The sequence below is a fragment of the Agromyces cucurbitae genome (assembly GCF_058349945.1).
In genome coordinates, this window is record NZ_JBYRES010000005.1 from 112,733 (window position 1) to 128,927 (window position 16,195).

General features: G+C 73.0%; 13 protein-coding genes. 6 read left to right on the top strand and 7 right to left on the bottom strand.

The genetic code is table 11. The features are described 5' to 3' along the window. Window positions 1-55: 55 nt before the first annotated feature. Together AC3RJ6_RS17700 and AC3RJ6_RS17705 are read right to left on the bottom strand one after the other, a co-directional pair. Window positions 56-1,615: a pyridoxal phosphate-dependent decarboxylase family protein gene (locus AC3RJ6_RS17700; RefSeq protein ID WP_491428447.1), complete on the bottom strand. Its 1,560-nt coding sequence runs from the start codon at window positions 1,613-1,615 to the stop codon at window positions 56-58. Continuing rightward, complete coding sequence (locus AC3RJ6_RS17705; RefSeq protein ID WP_491428448.1) at window positions 1,612-3,129, bottom strand: MFS transporter; 1,518 nt, start codon at window positions 3,127-3,129, stop codon at window positions 1,612-1,614. Before AC3RJ6_RS17705 ends, AC3RJ6_RS17700 begins: the two co-directional genes overlap by 4 nt. 55 nt (window positions 3,130-3,184) lie before the next feature. Between AC3RJ6_RS17705 and AC3RJ6_RS17710 the strand changes: the two genes are divergently transcribed. Then, complete coding sequence (locus AC3RJ6_RS17710; protein WP_491428449.1) at window positions 3,185-4,735, top strand: succinic semialdehyde dehydrogenase; 1,551 nt, start codon at window positions 3,185-3,187, stop codon at window positions 4,733-4,735. Window positions 4,736-4,968: 233 nt separating this feature from the next. On the opposite strand, the gene AC3RJ6_RS17715 is transcribed toward AC3RJ6_RS17710, so the two are convergent. Further along, complete coding sequence (locus tag AC3RJ6_RS17715; protein ID WP_491428450.1) at window positions 4,969-5,364, bottom strand: sec-independent translocase; 396 nt, start codon at window positions 5,362-5,364, stop codon at window positions 4,969-4,971. 94 nt (window positions 5,365-5,458) lie between these two features. On the opposite strand from AC3RJ6_RS17715, the gene AC3RJ6_RS17720 reads away from it, so the two are divergent. Further along, the gene (locus AC3RJ6_RS17720) at window positions 5,459-6,091 is read left to right on the top strand and encodes an O-methyltransferase (protein ID WP_491428451.1); all 633 of its coding nucleotides are present in this window, start codon (window positions 5,459-5,461) and stop codon (window positions 6,089-6,091) included. A gap of 59 nt (window positions 6,092-6,150) precedes the next feature. On the opposite strand, the gene AC3RJ6_RS17725 is transcribed toward AC3RJ6_RS17720, so the two are convergent. From AC3RJ6_RS17725 to AC3RJ6_RS17740, 4 genes are all read right to left on the bottom strand, one after another. Further along, complete coding sequence (locus tag AC3RJ6_RS17725; RefSeq protein ID WP_067875042.1) at window positions 6,151-6,324, bottom strand: DUF3117 domain-containing protein; 174 nt, start codon at window positions 6,322-6,324, stop codon at window positions 6,151-6,153. Window positions 6,325-6,474: 150 nt separating this feature from the next. After that, the gene (locus AC3RJ6_RS17730; protein WP_491428452.1) at window positions 6,475-7,734 is read right to left on the bottom strand and encodes a hypothetical protein; all 1,260 of its coding nucleotides are present in this window, start codon (window positions 7,732-7,734) and stop codon (window positions 6,475-6,477) included. Beyond that, window positions 7,731-8,822 (bottom strand): succinyl-diaminopimelate desuccinylase, encoded by a 1,092-nt coding sequence (dapE, locus tag AC3RJ6_RS17735; protein ID WP_491428453.1) that lies wholly within the window; start codon window positions 8,820-8,822, stop codon window positions 7,731-7,733. Before dapE ends, AC3RJ6_RS17730 begins: the two co-directional genes overlap by 4 nt. A 9-nt stretch (window positions 8,823-8,831) precedes the next feature. Next, on the bottom strand, window positions 8,832-9,482 hold the full coding sequence (locus tag AC3RJ6_RS17740; protein WP_491428454.1) for a hypothetical protein: 651 nt from the start codon (window positions 9,480-9,482) through the stop codon (window positions 8,832-8,834). A 173-nt stretch (window positions 9,483-9,655) separates the two neighbouring features. Here AC3RJ6_RS17740 and AC3RJ6_RS17745 point away from each other — a divergent pair, with 173 nt between their 5' ends. The 4 genes from AC3RJ6_RS17745 (at window position 9,656) to AC3RJ6_RS17760 (ending at window position 16,194) form a co-directional block, all read left to right on the top strand. Then, on the top strand, window positions 9,656-11,719 hold the full coding sequence (locus AC3RJ6_RS17745) for a sensor histidine kinase (protein ID WP_491428455.1): 2,064 nt from the start codon (window positions 9,656-9,658) through the stop codon (window positions 11,717-11,719). Beyond that, window positions 11,712-12,476, top strand: coding sequence for a response regulator (locus AC3RJ6_RS17750; RefSeq protein ID WP_491428456.1), 765 nt, complete (start codon window positions 11,712-11,714; stop codon window positions 12,474-12,476). Before AC3RJ6_RS17745 ends, AC3RJ6_RS17750 begins: the two co-directional genes overlap by 8 nt. 3 nt (window positions 12,477-12,479) lie before the next feature. Beyond that, the gene (dapD, locus tag AC3RJ6_RS17755) at window positions 12,480-13,430 is read left to right on the top strand and encodes a 2,3,4,5-tetrahydropyridine-2,6-dicarboxylate N-succinyltransferase (RefSeq protein WP_491428457.1); all 951 of its coding nucleotides are present in this window, start codon (window positions 12,480-12,482) and stop codon (window positions 13,428-13,430) included. 166 nt (window positions 13,431-13,596) lie between these two features. After that, a complete protein-coding gene (locus AC3RJ6_RS17760; protein ID WP_491428458.1) occupies window positions 13,597-16,194 on the top strand; it encodes a penicillin acylase family protein in 2,598 nt (865 codons plus the stop codon). Window position 16,195: the final 1 nt, after the last annotated feature.

Genomic DNA, 16,195 nt, shown 5'->3' on the forward strand with positions numbered 1-16,195 from the left:
CTCTCGAGACCCGGTCATCAGGTTTCGAGACGCGTGCTCCTTCGTCGCGCGCTCCTCAACCAGCGGGAGGGGACGGCTCCACGACGCGGGCGAGCAGTTCGATGAGGAGCCGCTCGGTGAGCCGGCCGGGCAGCGCCTCGACGAGGGCGAGCACCGGAGCGAGCTGGTCGGGCAGCGCGCCCTCCCCGCCGAGCAGGCCCGCTGCCGCGAGCACGCCCGCGGCCGCATCGGAGTCGAGCGATGCCGCGAGCGCGTCGATCCCGTCGGCGCCGCCGTCGGCGAGCGCTCCGGCGAGCTCGCCCGGCACTGCCGCGACGAGTCCGGCGAGCACGACTCGTCCGTCGATCTGCGGGATCCCGCGCACCTCGTCGGCCGCCGCGACGAGCGCCGGCACGAGTTCGGGCAGCACGCGTTCGGTCACGGGCGTCACGGTCAGGTGGGTCGTGTGCGGCAATCGCGTGCCGTCGGCCTGCACGAGCCCGGGCTGCAGCTGCAGCTGCCAGCCGGCCGATCGCGCGGCATCGGCCCAGTGGTGCGGGTCGACCCGCGCGGTCACGGGCGCCTCGTCGTCGGTCGCCACGGCGAGCAGCGGGCCCGTCGGTTCGCCGACGACGCGCAGTCCCTCGATGCCGTCGATCGCGGCGCGCAACCCGGCGGTCGCGCGCGCGGACTGCGCGGTCAGGTCGCGGAAGCCCGGCTCGCCGAGCGCCTGGATGATCGCCCACGCCGCGGCGAGCGGGCCGGCGGGCTTCGAGCCCGTCATGGTGGGGTTGACGACCGGGTAGCCCGGCCATCCCGTCGTCGCGAAGTACTGGTGGCGCTGCCGGTCGCGGCCGCGCACGAGCAGCACCGACGCGCCCTTCGGCGAGTAGCCGTACTTGTGCAGATCGGCCGAGATGCTCGTGACGCCGGGTACCGACAGGTCCCACGCGGGCAGCTGCCCGGGCCAGAACGCGAGCGCGAACCCGCCGATGCAGGCGTCGACGTGGAGTGCGATGCCGCGCGGGGCGGTCACGGCGGCGACGTCGGCGACGGGGTCGAGGCTCGCGAACGGATACGAGGGCGCGCTCACGACGACGAGGGCGACGTCGTCGCCGAGGCGCTCCTCGATCGCCGACGGGGCGAGGGAGCCGGTCGCCGGATCCACGGGAACGAGGTCGAGCTCGAGCCCGAAGTAGTGGGCGGCCTTGTGGAACGCGGCGTGCACCGTCACGGGCGCGACGATCCGCGGCACGCGCGGCGTGCCGACCCGCGCGGCGCGCCAGGCGTCGCGCGCGGTCTTCACCGCGAGCAGGCAGCTCTCGGTGCCGCCCGACGTCACCGAGCCGACGACGACCTCGTCGCCGGAGCCGCTGCCGTCGCCGCCCCCGAGCACGCGCCGTGCGAAGCCGACGACGTCGCGCTCCATCGCGGCGACCGACCCGAACGTCGTCGGGTCGAGCCCGTTCACGGGCTGCACGCGTCGGGCCGCCCGGCCGGCGAGCTCGTCGAGCTCGTCGATCCCGCTGTCGTACACGTACGACAGCACGCGCCCGCCGTGGGTGGGCGCGTCTGCGGCGCGCAGCCCATCGAGCTCGCGCAGGATCTCGGATGCCTCGCGGCGGAACCCGATCATCGGGTGCTCCCTTCGGTGGTGCCCGGGGCACCGGTCGTTCCGTCGGCGCCGGTGGAACCGGACGAGTGGGCGATGCCGGGGCCGCCGGCGACGACGGCGTCGACGTTCACGTCGCCCCGGCGCAGCGGGTAGCCGCGCAGCACGACGACGCTGATCGCGACGAGCACGGCGGGGACGAGGCTGAACGACAACGCGATCCCGGCGATCGCCGCGGGCGACTGCTCGACCACCTCGGACCCGGTCGACTCGAGGTACCCCGTCGCCGCGAGCATGATCGTGAGCAGCGTCGCGCCGAGCGCCATGCCGGCCGTCTCCCCCGCCGTCCAGACACCGCCGAAGCTGCCGGCGCGGTCGCGCCCGGTCTGCCGGGCATCGTGCGAGATCACGTCGGGCAGCATCGCCATCGGCAACGACTGCATGCCGGCGTACGCGGCGCCCGCGACCGCCACGGGCAGGTAGACCCAGGGGCCGGGCGCCCAGACGAGCAGGCTCATGCTGAGGGTCGCGACGGCGAACACGACGCTCGCGATGCGGAAGCCGCGCTCCTTGCCGATGCGGCGCGCGAGCCGACCCCAGAGCGGCGCGAACACGAGCGCGGGGGCGATGAGCGCGACGAACAGCAGCGTGACCGCCGCCTCCGACTCGAGCACCCACGTCGCGGTGAACTGGGCCCCGGCGAGCATGAGGCCGGTCGCGAGCCCCTGCAGCACGAAGACGGTCAGCAGCACGCGGAACGCGCGGCTGCGGCGCAGCGCGTCGAATCCCTCGCGGTAGCCGCCCGGCGCGGGAGCGGGGTCGACCGCGGTCACGGGCGCCGGCGGGGCGTCCGCCACGATCGCCGGTGCACCGGCCGGTCGGCTCGCGCCCGAGGCATCCGCCCGCTTCGCCGTGCCCGAGGCGATGATCATGCCGACCCCGATGACGACGCCCGCGACGAGGGCCATCACGAGGTAGCCGAGGGCCTCGTCGTCGAACGCGTTGCGGATCTCTGGGCCGCCGGCGCCGAACAGCAGGATCGCGAACGTGAGCACGACGACGCGCCACGTGAGCAGGCGCGTGCGCTCGTCGTAGTCGGGCGTGAGCTCGGCGGGCAGTGCGATGTAGGGCACCTGGAACAGGCTGAACGCGGTCGCGGTCGCGAGGAACGCGATGAACACCCAGAACCCGGATGCCACGGTGCCGACGCCCGCCGGCACGGCGAACGTCAGCGCGAAGCCGACGGGCAGGGCGATCGCGCCCACGAGCATCCATGTGCGGCGGGTGCCCGTGCGGACGAGGGCGCGGTCGCTGCGCCCGCCGATCCACGGGTCGATCACGACGTCCCAGACCTTGGCCGCCGTCACCACGAGACCCGCGATGAGGGCGCTCACCCCGAGGGTGTCGGTGAGGTAGTACACGAGGACGAGCCCCGGCAACGTCGCGAACCCACCGGTGCCGAGCGAACCGATCGCGTAGCGGGCGACGACGCCACGGGACAGCGCGCCTCGAGAGGGTGGACGCTCCGCTGCGGTCATGGGGGAAGTGTACTCACTCGGCAGCCGACTGGGTCAATTGACCTAGACTGTGCGCATGCCCGCCCAGACCACCTCCTCCGACCTGTTCCGGAGCCTCGTCGACGACGTCGTCGCGAGCGGCTCCGACACGACCGCCGTGCCGACGCCCACCACGGGCGAGACGCTGCACGAACTGCCCCGCTCGAGCGCCGACGACGTGCGCGACGCGGTCGACCGGGCCCGCCTCGCGCAGCTCGCGTGGGCCCGCGCCGGCTTCGCCGAACGCCGCCGCGTGCTGCTGCGAGCGCACGACCTGCTGCTCGAGCGGCGCGAGGAGCTGCTCGACCTCATCCAGCTCGAGAGCGGCAAGACGCGGGGCCAGGGGTTCGAGGAGATCTACCAGGCCGCGTCGGTCACCCGGTACAACGCGATCGCCGCCCGCAGGGTGCTGCGCGGGCGCCCGGTGCGATCGGGCGTGCCGACGGTGGCGACCACGCGCGTGCGCTTCGCACCGAAGGGCGTCGTCGGCGTCATCACGCCCTGGAACTACGCGCTGAGCCTCGCCGCGATGGACGTCGTGCCCGCCCTCGCCGCCGGCTGCGCCGTCGTGCAGAAGGCCGACGACCAGGGCGCGCTGACGATCCTCGCGCTGCGCCGGGCGTTCGTCGACGCGGGGGTGCCCGAGGCGCTGTGGGCCGTCGTGACGGGCGAGCCCGCCGACGTCGGCGAGGCGCTCACCGACACCGTCGACTACATCTGCTTCACCGGCTCGACCGCGACCGGCCGCAGGATCGCCGAGAAGGCCGGACGCCGTCTCGTCGGCGCCTCCCTCGAGCTCGGCGGCAAGAACGCCCTGCTCGTGCTCGACGACGCCGACCCGGCCCGCGCCGCCGCGAACGCCGCGCACGCGTGCTTCTCGGCGATGGGCCAGTTGTGCGTCTCGATCGAGCGGATCTTCGTCGACCGCAAGATCTCGGGCGACTTCGAGCGCGAGCTCGTCGAGCGCCTGCGCACGGCGAAGCTCGGCGCCGCCGTCGGCTTCGGCGCCGACTTCGGCTCGCTCGCGAGCGCCGCGCAGCTCGCGCGCGTGCAGGCCCACCTCGACGACGCCGTCGCGAAGGGCGCGACCGTGCTCGTCGGCGGCCGGGCCCGCCCCGACCTCGGGCCCTGGGTGTTCGAGCCGACCATCCTCACCGGCGTCACGCCCGACATGCGCGTCTACGCCGAGGAGACGTTCGGCGCGATCGCCTCGCTCTACGTCGTGTCGGGCGACGAGGAGGCGGTCCTCGCCGCGAACGCGAGCGAGTACGGGCTCAACGCCGCCGTCTTCACCGGGTCGCCGCGCCGCGGCCACCGCGTCGCCGACGCCCTCGAGGCCGGCAGCGTCAACGTCAACGAGGGCTACCGGGGCTCGTTCGCGTCGGTCGCGGCGCCCATGGGCGGCGTGAAGCAGTCGGGCGTCGGCCGCCGCAACGGCGAGGCGGGCCTGCTGCGCTTCGTCGAACCCGTCACGGTCTCGCAGGCGACGGGGCTGCTGCAGCTGCCGCGCACGTCGGCGGAGTACGAGGCGCAGGCGCCGCTGCTGCTCCTGCTCGCCCGGGCGCTCAAGGCGATCCGCCGGGCCTGACCGGGCCCGACCCGAGGCCCCGCCGCGCGCGCTCTGCGCCCGCTTCACCGCGGCGCCCTGCGCCGCTTCACCGCGCCGCCCTGCGCCACTTCACCGCGCAGCCCTGCGCCACTTCACCGCGCTCCGCGCCACGTGAACTGGCGCAGAGCACGCGCATGTGGCGCAGCGACGAACGAGCACGGCGACGAACCAGCATGGCGGCCGGGATGCCTCGGCCCGAGGCATCCGCCCGATCAGGTCGCTTCGGAGTCGAACGGCGCTGGCTCGCCCGCGCCGAGCGCCTCCCGCTTGCGCTTGCGCTGCAGGTAGGCCGAGTTCTCGTTGACGCCCGCGCGCGCGACGACGGGCGCCGGTGCCGGCTCGTCGGCGAACGGGTCGGCGTCGGTGAGCGCCTCGCGGATGATGCGGCGCGGGTCGTACTGGCGGGGGTCGAGCTTCTTCCAGTCGACGTCGTCGAAGTCGGGGCCCATCTCCTCGCGCATGCGGTCTTTCGCCCCGTTGGCCATGTCGCGCATCGAGCGCACGAGCCGGCCGAGCTGGGCCGCGTAGTGCGGCAGGCGTTCGGGCCCGAGCAGGAAGACGGCGATCACCCCGATGATGAGGAGCTTCTCGAACGTCAGACCGAACACCCCTACAGGATAGTCGGCGGCGAGGCATGCGAACGCCACGCCGCAACGCCCCTAGGCTGGGGTGTCGAGAGAGCCGCCACCAGGGAGCTGAACCGTGTCCGAACACGACCTGAACTGGAAGTACGTCGACGAGTCGGTCGTCGAGTCCGAGCCCATCGCCAAGGCACGCCAGCAGTCGCTCGAACTCGGTGTCGATCCCGTCTCCCCCGCGGTCGGCGCGCAGCTCGCCGTCATCGCCGCAGCGTCGCGGGCCGGCTCGATCATCGAGGTCGGCACCGGACTCGGCGTGTCGGGGCTGTGGATGCTGCAGACCGCGCGGCACGCGATGCTCACGTCGATCGACACCGAGAACGAGTACCAGCAGCACGCACGCCAGCACTTCGCCGACGCCGGCGTCGCGGCCGCGCGCGTGCGGCTCATCGCCGGCCGGGCGAGCGAAGTGCTGCCGCGCATGAACGAGAGCTCGTACGACATCGTCTTCATCGACGCCGACGCCCCGTCGGTCATCGAGTACGCCGAGCACGGACTGCGCCTCGCGAAGCCCGGCGGCAGCGTGCTGGTCGCCCGCGCCCTCTGGAAGGGCCGCGTCGCCGACCCGGCCAAGCGCGACGAGGCGGCGAGCGCGTTCCGGACCCTCATCACGGAGCTCGCGTCGTCGTCGGCCGTCGCGACCGCGATCTCGCCGGCGGGCGAGGGCCTGCTGCAGATCGTCAAGCTCGGCGCCTAGCCCCGTCAACGCAGCGAGCCCCGAGAATGCTCTCGGGGCTCGATCAGTGCGTGTGCGTCTCAGGCAGGGTTCACGACGCCGCCGAGGACGTCGTAGAGCTCCTTGGCCTCAGCGTCGTTCACCGAGACGACGAGGCGCCCCCCACCCTCGAGCGGCACGCGCACGATGATGAGTCGCCCCTCCTTCACAGCCTCCATAGGCCCGTCTCCGGTGCGTGGCTTCATGGCCGCCATTGAGCTCCCCTTTCGCTGCTGAGATTCCATTATCGGACATCCCGAGCGTTGCTGTGAAATCGCCGCGAAGATGTGGATAACCGGTCGCACCGGATTCGCCCGGTGTTCACCGGGCTTCGCGCCACCGAATGGTCAGGATTCCTGCCCCGATCAGGGCGGCGTCCAGTCGTAGTCGTCGACGCGCCACACCCCGGCGATCCACCAGTACTGCAGCGCCACGAAGAGCAACACGATCGACCATCGGTACCATCGCGACCTCGGCACGGCGAGGGCACCCACGATCGGGAACATCGGCGCGAGGATGCGGAACGTCGACGACTGCGGGAAGAACACCGCGAACAGGTACAGGCCGTAGCTCGCGAGCCAGAACCGGATGTCGACGCCGAGCCGCCGCACCGCCGGCAGGAAGAGCATCGCGGCGAACGCGATGGCGAGCAGGGCGACCGCGACCATGCCGAACCAGGCCGGCAGCCCGTTCCAGGTCGCCCACCACGCCCCGCCCTGGAACCACGGCGTGAGCGGTACGAGCTCCTGTCGGCCGATGTACGCCGAGCGCCAGGCGAGCTCGGTCGCCGTGTAGCCGTCGAACTGCCCCGTCACGCCCCACACGATGAGCGGCCAGGCGAACCCCGCGACGGCGGTGAAGAGGCCCACGCCGATGACGAGCCATCGCTCGCGCACGGGGAACGGGTCCCGGTCGCGGTGCCACCACCGCCACACGAAGTGCATGCCGAGCGTGAGCGCGAAGGCGAGCGCCCCCGGGCGGGTGAACGCCCACGCGATGACGACCGGCACGAGCCATCCGTACCGTCGGTCGACGAGCAGCAGCAGTGCGATCGCGAGCCAGAGGAAGCCGAGCGATTCGGCGTAGCCGAACTGCATGATCGGCGAGACCGGCGCGATGCAGAACAGCACGACCGCGAAGAGCGCCCGGTCGGGCTCGAGTAACCGCGACATGAGCCGGTGCAGCACGAGCGCGGCGCCGTAGCCCGCGGCGACCGCGACGATGACGGCCGCGAGCTTCCAGGGCACGCCGAGCAGGGTCATCGCCTCGGTGGTGCCCGGGTAGAGGGGCAGGAACGCCCACGCGTTCTCGCCGATGTAACCGTCGTCGGTGAGCGGCAGCTCGCGCGGGTAGCCGCCGATGCCGATGATCTCGTACCAGCGGGCGTCCCACAGGTTCGCGAAGTCAAGGTAGCCGGGCTTCGCGCCCGTCCAGGCGTTCGGCCCCTGATGGCGCGCCACCTCGAGCACCATGATCGTCGTGAGCACCCGGGCGCCCGCGTACACGAGGGTGACCTTCAGCCACCACGGCAGCAGCCGCCAGCGCACGCGCGGCGACCGCCGGTTCGCCCGGAACGGGTCGGGCTCGCGCACGACCGGCCCCGAGTCCACGGGGCCGGCGCTCATGCCCCGGTGAGCCAGGCGCGCAGCGCCCGCTCGGTGTCGAGGATCTGCGCGACCTCGACCCGCTCGTCGTCGGCGTGCGCCTTGAGCGGGTCGCCCGGGCCGAAGTTCACGGCGGGGATGCCGAGGGCGCTGAAGCGCGCGACATCCGTCCAGCCGTACTTGGGGCGCGCCTCGGCGCCGACCGCGGCCACGAACTGCTGCGCGAGCGGCGCGTCGAGGCCGGGGCGCGCGCCCTCGGCGCTGTCGACGATGTCGACGTCGAAGCCCTCGAACACCTCGCGCACGACCGCGGAGGCCTCGGCGACGTCGCGACTCGGCGCGAACCGGTAGTTCACGGTGAGCACGGCCGCGTCGGGGATGACGTTGCCCGCGACCCCGCCCTCGACGAGCACGGCGTTGAGGCCCTCGCGATAGGCGAGCCCGTCGACCACGACCGTCTCGGCCTCGTACTCGGCGAGGCGGGTGAGCGCCGGGGCGAGCTTGTGGATCGCGTTGTCGCCGACCCAGCTGCGCGCGGAGTGCGCCCGCAGCCCGCTCGTGCGCACCTCGGCGCGCAGCGTGCCGTTGCAACCGCCCTCGACCTGGCCGTTCGAGGGTTCGCCGAGGATCGCGAAGTCGCCCTCGAACAGGTCGGGCCGGTTGCGCGAGAGCCGGCCGAGGCCGTTGAGCGACGCGGCGACCTCTTCGTGGTCGTACCACATCCACGTCAGGTCGACGATGGGGTCGGTGAGCTCGAGCGCGAGCTTCAGCTGCACCGCGACCCCGGCCTTCATGTCGACGGTGCCGCGGCCCCAGAGGTACTCGACGCCGTCGATCGTCTCGAACCGGGTCGGCAGGTTCTCGTTGATCGGCACCGTGTCGATGTGCCCCGCGATGACGACCCGGCGCTCGCGACCGAGGTTCGTGCGCGCGACGATCGTGTCGCCGTCGCGAATCACCTCGAGGTGGGATGCCCCGGCCAGCGCCCGTTCGATGAGATCGGCGAGCGGGGTCTCGTCGCCCGACACGCTCGGAATGTCGCAGATCGCCCGCGTGATGGCGACCGCGTCGGCGGTGAGGTCGAGCGAGGCGGGGATCGCGGAGGGCATTCCCCGAGTCTATTCGCGGGTGCCGGCCGCCACGGCGAGCCGTCGCGCGTCGATGACGAGCGCGAGCCCGGTGAGCGCCTGCCCGACGCCGAGGTGGATGACGAACGCGAGCCACGCGGTCGAGTCGAGCCCGCCGCCGCCGATCAGCACCACGCCGACGACGGTCATGGGCCAGCTCGCCGTGAGGAACGGCAGTGCCCGGGCAGGTCCGCGCCAGCGCCCCGCGGCGAGGATGCCGACGGCGGCGAGCCAGAAGACGCCGAGGGTGAGGGGCGAGATGACCTGCTCCGCCCGCTCGAGGCTCGCGGCGGGCATCAACGGACCGACGGCGAGGAACGCGGTGGCGCCGACGAGCGCCGCCAGCGCGACGGCGCCGACGGTCCGCCACGCGCGGCCCCTCCCGAAGGCGCTGCTCCGAACCGCGATGGCGATCACCGCGGCGAGGCTGGCCGAGTAGGCGACCGCCGCGATGTCATCGCCGAGGTAGGCGTCGCCGTCGGCCGGCCAGGGCAACGCGGTGAACAGCACGAACAGGGCCAGCAGCGCGAGGCTCGCCCCGCCGGCGATGCGGAACTGGGTCGGCGTGACGCGCGGGGTCGCCGCGACGGCGATCGGTCGGGTGTCGGTGCGCACGACTGGCGGGTTCTTGACGGTCGACATGGGTCGTCCTTCCTGGTTCGGTGACGGCACCGCATCCGATGCCGGTCCGAGCGTCTCGAGCGATCGTCCCGGGCGCCAAGGGCGCCCGTGCCCGGCTTCGACACGAGGATGTCCCGGGCGAATCGGGACACCGGCCCGGAGACAGACGGTGCCCGCCCTGCCACGATGGAGCCATGCGCCAGGGCCGACGACTCACCGCGGCGCGCGCGACCGCCGTCGCCGCGTTCGTGGTGATCGTCGTGTGCGCGGTCGCCGCGCTCGCACTCGACGTCCTCACCGACCGCACGGGCATCGAGATCCCGGCCGCGCCCGGATGGGTGGCCGCCTGGCGCGGGCTCGTCGTCGGCACCACGGGATGCCTGCTGCTCGCACGCCTCTCGTGGCATCCTGTGCCGCTGCTGCTCACCGCCGGCGGCCTGCTCACCGCCGTCGACGGGCTCGCGCTCGCATGGCTCAACCACGGCGTGCTGCTCTGGCCGGACGCGCCGCTGCTGGGCGCCGCGTTCGTGTTCACGCAACGGCTCTCCGTCGTCGGCTACCTCGCCGTGCCGATCGCACTCATCCTGTTCCCCGACGGGCGACTGCCGCGGGGGCCGATCCGCATCGTGGCGATCTTCGCGCTCGCCCTGAACCTCGGGATCGTCGCCGCCGACCTCGCGATGCCGTGGCCGGTGGCCCATTGGCTCATCGGGAGCCCCGACCCGCGGCTCATGCACTGGGCGCGCGGCGAGTGGGGTGTGATGCTGCCGACGTCGATCTGGCAGTTCATCGGCTCGGCGTGGATGCCGGCGATCATCATGAGCGTCGTGCTCACGGCGATGGTACTGCTCGGCCGAATGATCGGCGCCGACCACGAACTGCGCCGGCAGCTCAAGTGGATCGTCTGGGCCGGCATCGTCTACGCCGCCCTGTTCGCGGTCGCGGCCATCGCCCTGCCCTACCATCTCGGCCAGGTGATCGTCATCGTGGGCACCGCGGTGATCTGCGCGTCGATCATCGTCGCGATCACGCGGCACGGGCTCTACCGCATCGACCGGCTGCTGAGCTGGACGGTCGTCTACGCGTTCTTCGCGGTCGCCGTCGTCGTCGTCGATGTTCTGCTCGTGGCCAGCGTCGGCCGGCTGGTCGAGCACGAGGTCATCGCCGGGGCGTCCATGCTGATCGTCCTGTTCGCCTACCTGCCGCTCCGCAACCGTATGCTCGCCCTCGCGAACCGGCTCGTGAACGGGCGCCGAGGCGATCCGTACGGTGTCGTCTCGACGCTCGCCGCCCGGCTCGAGGTGTCCGCCGACGCGGGCGACCAACTGCACTCGCTCGCCGCGTCGATCGCGGCGGCGTTCGCTTCGCCGTACGTCGGCGTGGAGGTCGAGGCGCTCGATGGCGGCAGCCTGGTCGCGCGCCACGGAACACCGCGCGACGACGTCGAGTCGATCCCCCTCGTCTACCGCGGTGAGCGCATCGGCCGCCTCGAGATGTCGCCCGGCCGAGGTGCGCGCCTCTCGCCCGGCGACGAGCGGCTGCTCGCCGACCTCGTGCGGCACGCCACCTCGGCGGTGCGGGCGAGCACCCTGAGCGCCGAGCTCCAGCAGATCCGCGTCGAGCTCGTGAACGCGCGCGAGGACGAGCGGCGGCGGCTGAGGCGGGAGCTCCATGACGGGCTCGGGCCCGACCTCGCCGGGGTGCAGCTGCGCATCGAGGCCGCCCGCAACGTCGGTGCGGCCGACCCCGCCCAGGCCGATCGGCTGCTCGCCTCGGCCGCCGACGACCTGCGGCTCGCGGTCGGCGAGATCCGCCGACTGGCCCACGACCTCCGGCCGCCGAGCCTCGACGACGTGGGACTCGCGGGCGCGATCGAGCAGCTCTGCCGGCGCTTCGGCGGCGAGTTCGAGGTCGCCTCGACGAGCGACATCCCAGAACGGCTGCCCGCCGCGGTCGAGGTCGCCGCCTACCGCATCGCCGCCGAAGCCCTCGTGAACGTGCAGCGTCACGCGCAAGCTCGGCATGCCTGGGTGCGGCTCTCGCACGATCATGGCCGCCTGCTCGTCGACGTCGATGACGACGGCCGTGGCGTCGCCCGCGACGCACCGGCGGGGGTCGGCCTGCTCTCGATGCGCGAGCGCGCGGTCGAGCTCGGCGGTTCCCTCGAGGTGACCGACCGCCCCGGCGGTGGCACGACCGTCCACGCCGCACTCCCCCTCCCCAGTCCCGTCGAGCCCGAGGTGAGCGTCGATGCATGAGTCCGTCCCGCCGGAACCCGCTGCTCCCGAGCGGCCGCGCACCGCACCCTCCGACGCCGCACCCCTGATCCGGGTGCTGCTCGTCGACGACCACCCCGTCTACCGCGACGGCCTCGCCGTGCTGCTGCGCTCGATCGAGGGCATCGACGTCGTCGGCACGGCCGCCGACGGTCTCGAGGCGATCGCCGCCGCAGCGGCACTCGAGCCCCGGGTGATCGTGATGGACGTGCAGATGCCGCGCCTCGACGGCATCGAGGCCACCCGCCGCATCGTTGCGCATCGTCCCGACATCGGCATCATCGTGCTCACCATGTCGGAGTCCGACGAGACCGTGTTCGATGCGATGCGCGCCGGAGCCCGCGGCTACCTGCTGAAGGGCTCCGGCCAGGACGACATCTCGCGGGCCATCCGCGCCGTCGCCGGCGGCGACGCCATCTTCGGCCCGCGCATCGCCGCCCGCGTCGCCGAGTACTTCGCACGGCCGGTCGTCGCGACCGACGCCGTCGCGTTCCCGCAGCTCACCGTTCGCGAGCGGGAGATCCTCGAGCTCGTCGCGGCCGGCCGCTCGAACGGCGACATCGCCCAGTTCCTGTTCCTCTCCCCGAAGACCGTGCGCAACAACGTGTCGAACATCTTCGCGAAGCTGCAGGTCTCGGGGCGGGCCGAGGCGGTCATCGCCGCACGGGAGGCAGGGCTGGGCCGCAGGGCCGACGACGACCCGCCACGTCACACGCCCGGCGCCCCTCGCTACCCTTGAGACATGCCCGCGAACGACGACGCCATCACCCCTGCCCGCACGGCCTCCGCCGCCGGGCTCACGACGATCGCCGGCGACGGCACGGTGCTCGACGCCTGGTTCCCGAAGCCGGCGCTCGGCGCCGAGGCATCCCCCCTCGCCCCCGAGCACGCGGGGCTCGCGGGCGACGACGCGCGCCGCAACGTGCGGGTCGAGCTCGTCGAGCTGACGATCGACCTCGATGCCGCCCCCGCGGGCACCGCCGACGCGTACCTGCGCCTGCACGTGCTCTCGCACCTGCTCGCGGCCCCGAACACGATCAACCTCGACGGCGTCTTCGCGCACCTGCCCGCCGTCGTCTGGACGAACGCCGGCCCCGTGCACCCGGCCGACTTCGACCGGCTGCGTCCCGCGCTGCAGCGCGCGGGCATCCACGCGACGGGGCTCGACAAGTTCCCGCGGCTGCTCGACTACGTCACGCCCGAGCGCGTGCGCATCGCCGACGCGTCGCGGGTGCGCCTGGGCGCGCACCTCGCGCCCGGCACGACCGTCATGCACGAGGGCTTCGTCAACTTCAACGCGGGCACGCTCGGCACCTCGATGGTCGAGGGCCGCATCTCGCAGGGCGTCGTCGTCGGCAACGGCAGTGACATCGGCGGCGGGGCATCCATCATGGGCACGCTCTCGGGCGGCGGCACCCAGCGCATCGAGATCGGCGAGCGGGCGCTGCTCGGCGCGAACTCGGGCATCGGCATCTCGATCGGCGACGACTCGGTCGTCGAGGCGGGACTCTACGTGACCGCGGGCACGAAGGTCGTCATCGTCGGCGACGGCGGCGACGAGCGCACCGTGAAGGCGGTCGAGCTCTCCGGCCAGCCGGGCCTGCTGTTCCGCCGCAACTCGCTGAGCGGCCGCGTCGAGGTGCTCGCGCGCGACGGGCACGGCATCGTGCTCAACTCGGCGCTGCACGCGTAAGGCGCGGGCCCCGAACGCGGGTTTCGAGACGCGTCGACTTCGTCGGCGCTCCTCAACCAGCGGCGGGCGACGGCGGGTGGGTCATGCGCCCCACTCGCTCGGGGTACAGTGGTGCTTCCGAGGCCGCCGCGTGGCGGCCTCGTCATGTGCATCACGAAGGAGTGACGTGGGTACCGACGCCCCGAGAACCCGACGCCGTACGGGCCTGCGACTGCTCATCGGACTGCTCGTCACCGTCCTCGTGCTCGGCGTCGTCGGCGTGGGCGTCGGCTGGTGGACCGTGCAGCGCTCGTTCCCGGCGACGAGCGGTCGCATCGACGTGCCCGGGCTCACCGCGAACGTCACCGTCTACCGCGACGACGCCGGCATCCCCCAGCTCGTCGCCGAGACGAACCACGACCTCTTCTTCGCCCAGGGCTTCGTGCACGCACAGGACCGCTTCTGGGAGATGGACTTCCGGCGCCACGTGACGGCGGGCCGGCTCTCCGAGCTGTTCGGCGAATCGCAGGTCGGCACCGACACGTTCATCCGCACCCTCGACTGGCGCGGCATCGCCGAGCAGGAGTACGAACTGCTCGACGACGAGTCGCGCGCGTACTACGACGCCTACGCCGACGGCGTCAACGCGTACCTCGCCGAGCGCGAGGGCGCCGACCTCTCGCTCGAGTACGCCGTGCTGGGGCTGCAGAACCCCGGCTACTCCCCCGAGCCGTGGACGCCCGTGGACTCGATCGCGTGGCTCAAGGCCATGGCCTGGGACCTCCGGTCGAACCTCGGCGACGAGATCGACCGGGCGCTGCTCTCGACCGAGCTCACGCCCGAGCAGGTCGCGCAATTGCACCCCGACTACGCGTGGGGCGCGATGCCGACGATCGTCGGCGGCCCGATCGCCGCCGCGCCCGCGGCGACCGAGGTCACGCCGCTCGACGCCGACGGCGCGCCGATCGCCGCCGCCGCAGCAGGCACCGCCCCGGATGCCTCGATGCCGGCGTACGCCGCACCGCTCGGCGCGCTCGCGGCGACCCTCGACGACCTTCCGCACCTGCTCGGCCCCGACGGCGGCGACATCGGCTCGAACTCGTGGGTCGTCTCGGGCAGCCTCACCGAGAGCGGACAGCCGCTGCTCGCGAACGACCCGCACCTCGGGCCCGCGATGCCCTCGATCTGGGCGCAGATTGGTCTGCACTGTGCCGAGATCTCGAAGGACTGCGCCTTCGACGTCGCCGGGTACACCTTCTCGGGCCTTCCGGGCGTCATCATCGGCCACAACGAGCGCATCGCGTGGGGTTTCACGAACCTCGGCCCCGACGTCGCCGACCTCTACCTCGAACGGGTCGAGGGCGACTCGTACGAGCTCGACGGCCAGCTGGTGCCGCTCACGCTGCGCGAGGAGGTCATCGAGGTCGCCGGCGGCGACCCCGTGACGGTCACGGTGCGCTCCACGGGGCGCGGCCCCATCGTCACCGACATCGGGAGCGACTTCGCAGCCGTCGCGGATGCCGCGGCCGCGGCATCCCCCGATGACGGCGCCGACCTGCAGGTGTCGCTGCAGTGGACCGCCCTCACGCCCGGCACGACCGCCCAGGCGATCTTCGCGCTCGACCGCGCCCGCGATTGGGAGGGATTCCGGCGGGCGGCCTCGCTCTTCGACGTGCCCGCCCAGAACCTCATCTACGCCGACGGCGAGGGCAACATCGGGTACCAGGCACCCGGCAAGATCCCGGTGCGCAAGGCCGGCGACGGCACCGTGCCGCTGCCCGGCTGGACGAGCGCGAACGGCTGGAGCGGGATGCTGCCGTTCGACGCCCTGCCGAGCATCGAGAATCCGGCCGCGGGCTACATCGTGACCGCGAACAACGCGGCGGCCGGGCCCGACGGCCCCCTGCTGACGAAGGACTGGGACTACGGCTACCGCGCCACCGGCATCGACACCCGCCTGCGCCAGGCGCTCGAGGGCGGTGCGAAGCTCACGGCCGACGACATGACCTCGATCCAGCTCGACACGGCCGACGCGAACGCCGCCCGCTTCCTGCCGGTGATCGCCGAGCTCGACCTCTCGGGCGACGCCGCGCGCGGGGCCGAGCTGCTCGAGGGCTGGAACGCCCGCGCCGACGCCGACAGCGCCGAGGCCGCCTACTTCAACGTCTTCTGGCGCAGCCTGCTCGACGACCTGTTCGGCGACCTGCCCGAGCAGACGCGGCCGGTGGGCGGCGACCGCTGGTTCACCGTCGTCGGGACCCTGCTCGGCGAGCCGGACTCGGCGTGGTGGGGCGAGGCGGGCGGCGACGGATCGGCGCGTGACACGGCCATCGCGCGCGCCCTCGACGAAGCGTGGGGCGAGGCATCCGAGCGCATGGGCGAAGACCCCGACGGCTGGCGCTGGGGCGACCTGCACACGCTCACCCTGACCAACCAGAGCTTCGGCGAGTCGGGCATCGGCCCGATCGAGTGGCTGTTCAACCGCGGACCGTACGAGCTCGGCGGCGGTTCGGCGATCGTGAACGCGATCGGCTGGGACGCCTCGCAGGGCTACGGCGTCGACTGGGTTCCGTCGATGCGCATGGTCGTCGACCTCGCCGACGTCGACCGATCGACCTGGATCAACCTGACCGGTGCGTCGGGTCACGCGTTCAACGCGCACTACGACGACCAGGCGCCCCTCTGGCAGCGCGGCGAGACCCGGGCGTGGCCGTTCACGCACGAGGCGATCATGGACGCCGCGCGCGACACGCTGCTGCTCCGGGCGGTCCAGCCGGCCGAGTAGA

Coding starts and splice junctions, on each gene's coding strand:
- AC3RJ6_RS17730 (WP_491428452.1), bottom strand. CDS start 7,734: ATGAGCGCCGGCCCCGTGGACTCGGGGCCGGTCGTGCGCGAGCCCGAC.
- dapE (WP_491428453.1), bottom strand. CDS start 8,822: ATGCCCTCCGCGATCCCCGCCTCGCTCGACCTCACCGCCGACGCGGTC.
- AC3RJ6_RS17750 (WP_491428456.1), top strand. CDS start 11,712: ATGCATGAGTCCGTCCCGCCGGAACCCGCTGCTCCCGAGCGGCCGCGC.
- dapD (WP_491428457.1), top strand. CDS start 12,480: ATGCCCGCGAACGACGACGCCATCACCCCTGCCCGCACGGCCTCCGCC.
- AC3RJ6_RS17700 (WP_491428447.1), bottom strand. CDS start 1,615: ATGATCGGGTTCCGCCGCGAGGCATCCGAGATCCTGCGCGAGCTCGAT.
- AC3RJ6_RS17745 (WP_491428455.1), top strand. CDS start 9,656: ATGCGCCAGGGCCGACGACTCACCGCGGCGCGCGCGACCGCCGTCGCC.
- AC3RJ6_RS17705 (WP_491428448.1), bottom strand. CDS start 3,129: ATGACCGCAGCGGAGCGTCCACCCTCTCGAGGCGCGCTGTCCCGTGGC.
- AC3RJ6_RS17740 (WP_491428454.1), bottom strand. CDS start 9,482: ATGTCGACCGTCAAGAACCCGCCAGTCGTGCGCACCGACACCCGACCG.
- AC3RJ6_RS17710 (WP_491428449.1), top strand. CDS start 3,185: ATGCCCGCCCAGACCACCTCCTCCGACCTGTTCCGGAGCCTCGTCGAC.
- AC3RJ6_RS17725 (WP_067875042.1), bottom strand. CDS start 6,324: ATGGCGGCCATGAAGCCACGCACCGGAGACGGGCCTATGGAGGCTGTG.